2 protein-coding genes are annotated in these 1,354 nt (G+C 73.9%); both read left to right on the forward strand.

Annotated elements, in window-relative coordinates; translation table 11 throughout:
• Positions 1-374: 374 nt before the first annotated feature.
• Positions 375-1,127, forward strand: a complete 753-nt coding sequence (locus B7767_RS34530) for a (5-formylfuran-3-yl)methyl phosphate synthase (RefSeq protein WP_085575545.1) — start codon at positions 375-377, stop codon at positions 1,125-1,127.
• 2 nt (positions 1,128-1,129) lie between these two features.
• The coding region (locus B7767_RS34535) for an aldehyde dehydrogenase family protein (protein ID WP_143652787.1) at positions 1,130-1,354 on the forward strand (225 nt) is incomplete at its 3' end.

The following is a 1,354-nucleotide window of genomic DNA, read 5'->3' on the forward strand; positions in this document are numbered from 1 at the left end:
CCCCCGTGCCGGCTGCGCCCCCGCCGAGATCCGCCGGGCCCTCGTGGCGTGCCTCCCCGGCCGTCCCGCCCCGGGGCTCACCGCCGTCACCCGGGTGATCGCCTCGCCCGCCCTGCCGCGGTCCGCCGGTACGGCGCTTGGCGACGGCCGCCCTCCCGGAGACGGAACGGCATCGGTGCGCCCGCGCGCAGCCGGTCCAGCGCAGACGGCGCGTTGCGCGGGGCGTGGGCGCCTCACGGCTACGACCCATTCGTCACTCCGCGCGCCCTGCCGAGGCGCGAAGCCCGCGGAAATGATGTGCGGACCGCATGTGAGTCAGGCGATCCGCACGTCTGCCCTCGGGGCAGGTGGGTGTGCAGGGGAAGGATTCCACCTTGTTGCTTCTCATATCTCCGGACGGTGTCGACGAGGCCCTCGACTGCGCGAAGGCGGCCGAGCACCTCGACATCGTCGACGTCAAGAAGCCCGACGAGGGCTCGCTCGGCGCCAACTACCCTTGGGTCATCAGGGAGATCCGCGCGGCGGTCCCGGCGGACAAGCCGGTCTCCGCCACCGTGGGGGACGTGCCGTACAAGCCCGGCACGGTGGCCCAGGCGGCGCTCGGCGCGGCCGTGTCCGGGGCCACCTACATCAAGGTCGGCCTCTACGGGTGCGCGACCCCCGAACAGGCCGTCGAGGTCATGCGCGGGGTCGTCCGGGCGGTGAAGGACCACCGGGCGGACGCGTTCGTCGTCGCCTCGGGTTACGCCGACGCCCACCGCATCGGCTGCGTCAACCCGCTCGCGCTGCCCGATATCGCGCGCCGCTCGGGTTCCGACGCCGCCATGCTCGACACCGCGATCAAGGACGGGACGCGGCTGTTCGACCATGTTCCGCCCGACGTGTGTGCCGAGTTCGTGCGGCGTGCCCATGACGCCGGTCTCCTCGCCGCGCTGGCGGGCAGTGTCAAGGCTGGCGACCTGGGCGAACTGGCCCGTATCGAGACGGACATCGTCGGGGTACGCGGGGCGGTCTGCGAGGGAGGGGACCGCAACGCGGGCCGGATCCAGCCGCACCTGGTGGCCGCCTTCCGGGCGGAGATGGACCGGCACGTCCGGGAACACGCGGCCGCAGCCATGCAGAGCTGACCATGGCCCTGGCGACCGGACATCTCCCGCACTCCCCCGGTGACCGGGGCGGGTACTTCAACGTCGTCGATCCGGCGACAGGCGGGGCCTTCGACGAGGTTCCCGACCAGCGGCCGGAGGAGCTGGACTCGGTCGTCGACCGGGCCCACGCGGCCTGGCAGGGCTGGCGGGCCGACCCGGCCGCCCGCAGGACGGCGCTGCTCGCGGCGGCGGACGCCGTCGACGCG

The organism is Streptomyces sp. 13-12-16, assembly GCF_002114215.1.
Taxonomy (GTDB): Bacteria; Actinomycetota; Actinomycetes; order Streptomycetales; family Streptomycetaceae; genus Streptomyces.